The organism is Huijunlia imazamoxiresistens (assembly GCF_037132455.1).
Taxonomy (GTDB): domain Bacteria; phylum Bacteroidota; class Bacteroidia; order Chitinophagales; family Chitinophagaceae; genus Flavisolibacter; species Flavisolibacter imazamoxiresistens.
Genome location: NZ_JBBBEI010000042.1, coordinates 23,594 through 31,636 on the forward strand (window position 1 = coordinate 23,594; position 8,043 = coordinate 31,636).

4 protein-coding genes are annotated in these 8,043 nt (G+C 51.4%); 1 reads left to right on the forward strand and 3 read right to left on the reverse strand.

The genetic code is table 11. The features are described from left to right. Positions 1-85: 85 nt before the first annotated feature. The 3 genes from V9K67_RS25345 to V9K67_RS25355 all read right to left on the reverse strand — a co-directional run bounded on the left by V9K67_RS25345 (position 86) and on the right by V9K67_RS25355 (position 6,178). Positions 86-2,986 (reverse strand): TonB-dependent receptor, encoded by a 2,901-nt coding sequence (locus V9K67_RS25345; protein WP_336727641.1) that lies wholly within the window; start codon positions 2,984-2,986, stop codon positions 86-88. Positions 2,987-3,207: 221 nt separating this feature from the next. Then, a complete protein-coding gene (locus tag V9K67_RS25350; protein ID WP_336727643.1) occupies positions 3,208-5,403 on the reverse strand; it encodes a beta-glucosidase in 2,196 nt (731 codons plus the stop codon). A gap of 379 nt (positions 5,404-5,782) precedes the next feature. Next, positions 5,783-6,178, reverse strand: a complete 396-nt coding sequence (locus V9K67_RS25355) for a hypothetical protein (RefSeq protein ID WP_336727645.1) — start codon at positions 6,176-6,178, stop codon at positions 5,783-5,785. A 511-nt stretch (positions 6,179-6,689) separates the two neighbouring features. Between V9K67_RS25355 and V9K67_RS25360 the strand changes: the two genes are divergently transcribed. Then, positions 6,690-7,466 (forward strand): NUDIX hydrolase, encoded by a 777-nt coding sequence (locus V9K67_RS25360; RefSeq protein WP_336727646.1) that lies wholly within the window; start codon positions 6,690-6,692, stop codon positions 7,464-7,466. The last annotated feature ends 577 nt before the right edge of the window (positions 7,467-8,043 follow it).

Genomic DNA, 8,043 nt, shown 5'->3' on the forward strand with positions numbered 1-8,043 from the left:
AATGATTTGGGAAGGAACAGCAATGGACCCGGGAAAAAGGTCCATTGCTTGGATAGAACTGCCCCTGAAGGGACAGCACGGATCGCTAAAACTTAAAGGTACCGGTCAGGTAATAGGCCCTCGGAGTAATGGCAATGGTGGAATAAACCGCGTTGGGATTGGCCTTCATCATTTCTTTGGTATAACCCTGGCGGTCGGTAGCTGTAAGGAAGGTTCCCGGGCGGGACCAACTCATCACACCGTACACATTGGTGAGGTTGTTGATGTTCAGGCTCAACTGGAAATGCTTCGTGAAGTCATAACCGGCCGAGAAATGGAACTGGCTGAAGGCCGGCAGGGCAAAGGCATTGGCAATGTTCGCCTGGCGTTTTCCCAGGTATGACCAGATCACGCTTCCATAGAATTTATCCCGGTTATACGATATGGTGTTGTTCAGGATCACGTTGGCGCTGTTGTCGGTTCTGCCACCCGAATTGTCCAGGACTTTATCGTCGGCCAGGCCCGGATCATTCAGGATCCAAACTTTGTAATCAACGGCCTTGGACTGTTGCAGCGTCGCCACGCTGCGGATGTTGAAATACTTTGCGAACGAATAATCGCCTTCCACTTCCACGCCACAGGTACGGTACTTGTTCAGCAGGAACGGGGTGGAATACATGGTATTGTCCGGGTTTTGGCCTACCTGCTGTTCCGGCACATTGCTCAACACGCTGTAAAAAGGCGTCACAAACAAATTCAGGCTGTTCTTTTTCACCTTCACGCCGGCTTCCAACTGCTGCACCCGTTGCGCTTTCGGCTCCAGCAGGGTTCTGCCGGGAGCATCCATGCCCAGGAAGAACGTGGCATCGGGCGACTTGCGGCCATCCGAATAGCGGCCGTAAAAGGCAAGGCTGTTATTGATCTTATAGTTCAGACCGGCGGAAAAGGAGAAGGTGGAAAGGGATTTATCATAGCCATAATACAGGGTGTCTTTGCGAACCAGGCCGCCGCCGTTGTCATACAGGGTCAGCGGGTTGCCGTCCACACCGCCATAGCCGGGCGCACTGGCCTGCGGGTTGGCAAAGGGCAAATTATTGAATCCTTCTACGCTCACCCGCTCGTAGCGGGCGCCCCAGTCCAGGTTCAGCTTGTCTCCGATTTGCCAGTTATGACCGAAATAAAGGGCCATTTGGCGCTGCAGGGCCTCTTTTATGCTTTGTCCGCCGCCCCCGATGCCCGCCAGGCCCTGGGAGTTGGTCACCTGGTAGGTTTTGCCCCCAAAGTCGGTATACGAAATATGGGTTAAACGGGGCTTGTCCTCAATGGTGCCAAACCCGATACCCACGATCCCATCCACGCGGCGGATAGTGGTGCGTCCATAAAATCCACCGGCCGTAAAGCTCATTTTCCGGAGTTTTTTGTTGATGGAAAACTGGTCCAGGAATTCCCGTACATGGTTTTTCGTATAAAACAGGGGGTTAAAGAACAGGGAGTTCGGGGATACCTCCTTACCCGGGAAGTTGCTGGCCAGCACAGGGGTATTGAAGCCGATAAAGTTGCCGTTCGCATCCATATTGGGCAGCAACATGGTTTTGCCGTATTCTTTTCCGTTAATGGCATCGCGGAAGGTATAGGTGCCGAATTTGGGAACACTGTTCGCTGCAATGGCACCGATAAAGGCGTACGAGATATAGTCGTCAAAGGCCAGGGGATATACAATAGCCGTTGTATTCCAGTTGGCTTCCTTATCCGAATAGCGCAGGTTATTGTTCACGGTCCAGCCGGAGCCCAGGCGCTGCTCCCAGTTGAGCCCACCCTGGCGGTCCAGGGAATGAATCAGGTTGCGGGAGTCATAGGTATCCGTGTTGTTCGGATCGCTGTTAAGGGCAAAGGTCTGGGTCACGGGGGCGATCAGCACCGACGAATAACGGTTGAAGCCAGGCGCCGGCTTGGGGTCGGAAAAACCCACTGTGGGCGTAAATTCAAACCAGCCGTTGTGGTCATTCAAATACTTTGCATACAGCTTCAGTGTCCCGGTTTTGTACTTCTTCACCACGTTTGCTTTCCATTGGAAACCGCGGTTCATCGGGTATCCCGGGTCGCGGGCACCCTGTGCATGGCGGACAAACCCGCCGATATTGTAATACAGGTCTTTTACTTTTCCCAAAGGACCGCCGACGTTGATATCCGCCCGGTAATAGGGAAAGCGGCCATCGCCTTCCAGTCCATATTTGGCCCTGAATTCACCGGCAAATTTCGGCCCGCCTTCTTTGGAGATATAGTTGAAAATACCGCCCGGTGCATTGGAGCCCATGATGGAAGCGGTACCGCCGCGTACGGCCTCCAGCCGGCCGACGGTGGCATCGGCCCGTAAAAAGTAGTCCGGTCCATAGTTATTGTAGGTGGCATTGGTAACCGGAAGCCCGTCTTCCTGCAGGGAAACATAATAGTAGCCGGAAGCGCCATCGTTGGAGCCCACCGATACCCCCCTGGAGTAAACGGTATTCCGCACCTCGCCCAGGGAAGAGTTGACGTAAACCCCCGGAACATTTCGCAACAGGTCGGCGGCACTCACGGGCGCCAGCCTGGCTACCTGCGCCGCGGAAAGGGTACTGATGGCGACGGAGGCTTCCATTTTTTTGCGTTTGTCAAACACACCGGTGACCACCACCTCTTCTCCCTGTGCGCCGAACTCTTCAAGGCTAATGACCAGTTGGCCCTTACCTGCGGATACTTTCATTTCCCGGGTGTTGTATCCTACATAAGAAACGACGACCGTTACCGGGGTGGCAGGTACATTGGGAAACGAAAAGGCACCCTGTTCATTGGTTTGGGTACCCTTGTTGAGTTCTTTGATCTTTACCGTAGCACCGGCAAGCGCTTTGCCGGCGGGGTCGGCGACCTTACCGGATAAAACAGAGTTCTGGGCGCCTGCAAACAGGGTAGTAAACAGGGAGAATAATAAAAATAAAGGAATCGGAACGTAGATATTCGTTTTCTTTTTCATGACAAGTCTTTAGAATAGGTAATCGTTAGTGAATATGGGAACTTCTCTATACCGGACAGCAGTCCGGTTCGCTAACGGCTGTTAACAGGGGAATGAAAAGCCGGTAGAAACATTGGTATTGTCAGGGAAAACCTGTTTTAAGGACCATCCCTAAAGTTATTTCTTTTCATAGAGCTGCGTTTTGGTTGTTGCCGGGAATATCCTGTAATCCTGCCCCGTTACTATTGAGGTCGCTTTTCCGGTTTCAGCTCATTCAAGGGTACCTGTGGCACCAGGGCCTTGTTTACTTTTTCCACTACTGTGTCCTTTGCCAGTACGAACGAGCGGGAAAGCCGGATGTCCTGGCTGGAGGCGGCTATTTTTACGGTATAGGTCCCTGATTCGGCAATCCAGGCCGAAGGATCCGTATGGAAGGAGGCGAGGTCTTTTGCCGTCAGCTCGAAGAAGAGGGTCTGGGACTGCCCCGGCTGCAGCAGGCGCGTTTTGGCAAATCCTTTCAACTCCTCCGAAGGCTTATCCAGAATCTTTGCGGGTGCGCTGAGGTACAACTGAATGACCTCCCTTCCCGCAGCCTTCCCGGTATTGGTGATGGTAACGCGGGCAGTGATCCGCCCGTTGAAGGAAGGCGCGCTCAACTGCAGTTGGCTGTAGGCGAAGTCTGTATAGCTTAAGCCGTAACCAAAAGGATAAGCCGGCTTTACCCCGAAGGAATTGTGATAGCGGTAACCAACATAAATGCCTTCCTCATAGCGCACCTCTTCGGGTTTTTCCGCAGGGGTGCCGGGAAAGTTTTTGGATGAAGGCGCATCGGCGTACCGCAGCGGGAAAGTAGTTGCCAGTTTGCCCGAGGGGTTGACGCGGCCGCTGAGCACATCGGCTACCGCATTGCCGCCTTCCTGGCCGGGTTGCCAGGCCAGCAGGATCGCATCGGCAGCTTCCCTCCAACTGGCCGTTTCCACTACGCCCCCGGTATTGAGGACGACGACCAGCTTTTTTCCCCTGGCATGAAAGGCCGCCGCCACCTGGCGCAGCAGCGCCTGCTCTGCCGGGGAAAGATCAAAGTTGTTTTCCACCTTCCGGTCGCCACCTTCACCGGCATTGCGGCCAATGGTAAACAGGGCGACATCGGCTTCCCCGGCGCTTTGTTCAATGACGCCCGAAGCAGGCTCCAGCTCAGGGGTCATGCGGGGCGCCCCCAGTGCCAGCTTCGGCCTGGGATGGGCTGCCAGGTCCTCTTTAATGTGAGCGGTATAGCTCCTTTCCAGCTCTCCGAGGACCTTGTAGCCGGCCTTTGCCAGCCCGTTTGCCAGGGAAACAGAGTACGCTTCATACACGTCGCCGCTTCCCGTGCCTCCTATGTACGTATCATAGGAAGCATTGCCGAACAAGGCGACCTTCAGCCCTTTTCCCAGGGGCAGGACCTGCCCTTTATTCTGCAACAGCACCATGCTTTCGGCAGCGGCATTGCGGGCAAGGGCGGCATGTGCTTTCAGGTCGGGGCTGTTGGAATAGGCATATTTTTGAAACGAAGGCGTTTTTACAATAATGCCGAGAATGCGCTCCACGTTCCGGTCCAGCACGTTGCTGTCCAGGGTGCCTCCTTTTACCGCCTCCACGATTTGCTGCGACTGCCGTTTGTTGCCGGGTTCAATCAGGTCATTTCCTGCCTTCATTTGTGCGATGGGGTCTTTGCCGCCAAACCAATCCGTCATGACATATCCCTGGAAGCGCCACTCCTCCCGCAGGACCTTTGTCAGCAGGTCATGGCTGTGAGAAGTATAGGTGCCGTTGATTTTATTGTAGGAGCTCATCACCGTCCAGGGCTGGCCCTGCTTCACGGCGATTTCGAAACCTTTCAGGTAAATTTCGCGCAGCGCCCTTTCGCTGATGATGACATTCACATTATTGCGGTTGGTCTCCTGGTTATTGGCGGCAAAATGCTTGATGGAGGTGCCTACGCCATTGGATTGGATCCCTTTGACCATGGCAGCGGCCATAAGGCCGGACACCAGGGGGTCTTCGGAATAGTATTCGAAGTTGCGGCCGTTAAGCGGATCACGTTGTATGTTCATGCCGGGAGCGAGGATCACATCCACGCCGTACTCTTTGATCTCCCTGCCAAAGGCCGCACCTACCCTTTTTACCAGGGAAGTATCCCAGGAAGAGGCTAGCAACATGCCCACCGGCCAGGCGGTGGCATAATACGAGCGGGAACTGTCTTTGCCTCGGAAGGGATCGATCCGCACCCCGGCAGGACCATCGGCCAGCACGGTGCCCGGAATGCCGAGCCGGGAACTATTCATGGTATTGCCGGCCGCACCGGGAACCCGGCCGTCGGCATCCCCCACTACCGGGCCCTTGCCTTCCATGCGCATGCCGGTACCGACCACCAGAGTCGCTTTTTCCTCCAGCGTCATGGCGGCAACCAGTTGCCGGACAGAACTGTGCCCACCTACAGGCGTGGGGCGATTCCTGGCTCCCTGGGCAACCAAGCCCAGTGGAAACAAAACGGGCAGTAAAAAACGGAAATACATAAGACAAACAATGTTTAGAAGAGGAAAAAGGAAGGCGGACTGTAACAGAACGGCTACTTCAATTCCTGCAACCGCACCCTGGGAAAGCACAACTCCACCCCTTCGCTGGCCCGGGTTCATACAGTGGCAAAGGGCAAAAGGAATCTGCTTCCCTTTTAAAAGAAAGGGACGGGGTGATCAGCAAATAATGATACACAGGAAAAAAATGCTTGTACTGAAGCGTGAAGCGGGAGAACAGGGCAGGCAGTGCTCTGCTGAAGGGTTATTTCGTCTTTGTTTCTTTTTCTTTTATGCGGTCACCTTTGGCATCAAACAGATCCATCATACTGCCGGCCACATGGTCTGCATCCTTTTTTTCCAGCAGCATATACACATCAAACCCCTGGGAGGTAAAATACACGGTCACTGATTTCTCGCTCTCTTCCACCTTTGAAAATCTGGCCACCTCTTTATTGGTGGAGTCCAGAATAGCACCACCAAGTTTGCCGTCTTTCCGCTCCAGGTTGACAATCATTTTTGCGTCGCCTCCCGGGGTCCCTTCTACCAGCACATTCCACTTTCCGGAAAAATAATCCCCTTTATCGGGGGCCTGGGCACTTACATGGAGAGACAGCAGCAGGAAAAATATTCCTGAAAAAATAGCACTAAGCTTTTTCATGAACAATCGTTTTTAATGTTTAGATATGGTTTATTACGGTTTCTGGCTTTCCGGCAAAATCTGGCCACCTGACAGGAAATCTCCCATCAGAACTCTTTTCCTGGCAGAGCAACTTTTGACTTCTTTATTATGGGTATAAAAAATTACAGGCGCTACTTGACTGAAATGGTTTGATGTGGATGCGGCGGGCGCAACCGGAACGCGGTGCGGCAGCGGACAACCATACAGCAGGCAGGCGCTTTCTCATTCGTTAATAAGTCAGGTTCATCAGATTGACAAAGTGAAGGTAAAGCGATGCTGTAAAACAAACAAATTTTAAATGGTAATTTTTACAGTTTTAAATATGTAACTTTCACATTAACAAAAAAGCCGGTTGTTTTCCCTTTAAAAGGTGATAAGGAGTCGATTTTAAAAAACACCTTTGAACATAAATTGTAAAATTATAGTATACAAAAAAGGGGTAAGGAGGGAGAATTGGCAGAATAGACCATTTAGCATATAAATTTGAAACATGATTGTACAAGCAGAGCTAGAGGACTTTCTAAGGAATGGTGATAAGTACTATTTACCGAACCTGACGATTGATTGTGTCATCTTTGGTTATCATGACCAGCAATTGAAGATCCTGCTGGCCAAATATGCGGGCTTAAAGGGCTGGGGGCTGCCCGGGGGGTTTATAAAAAATGAAGAAACGCTGATCCATGCCGCTACCAGGATACTTTGGGAACGCACTTCTTTGGAAAACATTTACCTGCAGCAGTTCTATATTTTTGGCGACAACTCTGAGCGCATGAAAGGCTGGCGCAGAAAATATATAGATCCTGAATTCCTGGAAGTATACGGGGAAGACAACTGGCTGTTGCGACGGACCGTTTCCGTAGGTTACTATGCCCTCATCGATTATTCCAAAGCCGAGCTGAAGCCTGATTTCTGGTCCGAAGAATTTGACTGGCACAGTGTCAATGGCCTTCCGGACCTGTTGTTTGACCACAACGAAATGGTGGAAAAGGCACTGGAAACCCTGCGCAACCAGATCCACCTCAAGCCCATCGGCCTGAACCTGCTGCCTGAAAAGTTCACCTTAACGGAGATCCATGTGTTGTACGAAACCATCCTGAATAAAAAGCTGGACCGCCGGAATTTTATCAATAAGCTGACAGCCCTGGATTTACTGGTGAAGCTGGAAGAAAAAAGAAAGATTGGCCAGCACCGCTCTCCTACCTTGTACAAATTCAACGAAGAGAAATACCAGGAGGCCTTGAAAAATGGTATGGCGCTGGCATTTTAAACCGGCTCCTTTCGGGATGTCAGGGCTTTTGCGAGGATGCATAATTCGAATGGTGTGCAAAAGGCGATGTAATCAAACTCACTACATTACTTTTTTCTTTTCAGCGGTCCGAATTTCCGAGGAGGTCGGCCAAATCAAACTGCTTACACACTAGATTTTACCTCCTGCACATTCGAGGTATGGTGATAAGAAAAATTAGGTGCAAAATAAAAAGCATCTACGCCTTCTTCGTAAATGCTGCATTATCAAGTGACCCTGCAGGGATTCGAACCCTAGACCTACTGATTAGGAGTCAGCTGCTCTAACACCACTTTACCTTGAGGTAGTAACAAATAAGAGGTTGCTTTTCTCCTCACTTAGGCTTAACGGAAGTTTTCCTGTCTAAGCTCCTTAAATAAATACCTGGGGCAGTTTTTCCCCTAACCAATTGACCATCAATCTCGCATTTCTAAGCGGGCTTGATAAACAGAGGAATTTTTCTTCCCCAGGAATAGTAGATAGGGAATCCCTGAAAATAGCTTTTCCAGAGGCTTACTGATCAGATCGGTAGGCCTCTTTTTATTATTGAAGGGTATGT

Excerpts from the sequence above, each read along its gene's own strand:
- V9K67_RS25345 (WP_336727641.1), bottom strand. The coding sequence starts at position 2,986 with ATGAAAAAGAAAACGAATATCTACGTTCCGATTCCTTTATTTTTATTA.
- V9K67_RS25350 (WP_336727643.1), bottom strand. The coding sequence starts at position 5,403 with ATGACGCTGGAGGAAAAAGCGACTCTGGTGGTCGGTACCGGCATGCGC.
- V9K67_RS25355 (WP_336727645.1), bottom strand. The coding sequence starts at position 6,178 with ATGAAAAAGCTTAGTGCTATTTTTTCAGGAATATTTTTCCTGCTGCTG.
- V9K67_RS25360 (WP_336727646.1), top strand. The coding sequence starts at position 6,690 with ATGATTGTACAAGCAGAGCTAGAGGACTTTCTAAGGAATGGTGATAAG.